Here is a 220-nt window from a genome sequence, read left to right on the forward strand (position 1 = left end):
GACCAGCTGCTCACTGCGCTCGTTGGTCGCCAGCAGCGTCTTGCCCAGCTGCGCCAGCTCCGGCGAGGCGTCCGGATCGGCCAGCTGCACCTCCAGCAGCGTGCGGTTGATCGCCAGCGGCGTCCGCAGCTCGTGCGAGGCATTGGCCACGAAGCGGCGCTGCGACTCAAAGGCCCGGTCCAGGCGGTCCAGCATCTCGTCGAAGGTGTCCGCCAGCTCC

The 220-nt window shown here is 70.0% G+C and carries 1 protein-coding gene; it reads right to left on the reverse strand.

What is annotated here, in order from left to right:
• Positions 1 to 220, reverse strand: a 220-nt coding sequence (locus IH45_RS0142910; protein WP_030682830.1) for a histidine kinase dimerization/phospho-acceptor domain-containing protein, incomplete at both ends; no start/stop codon positions are given.

Origin of the sequence: Streptomyces rimosus subsp. rimosus (assembly GCF_000720725.1) — a bacterium.
GTDB classification, from domain to species: Bacteria; Actinomycetota; Actinomycetes; order Streptomycetales; family Streptomycetaceae; genus Streptomyces; species Streptomyces rimosus_A.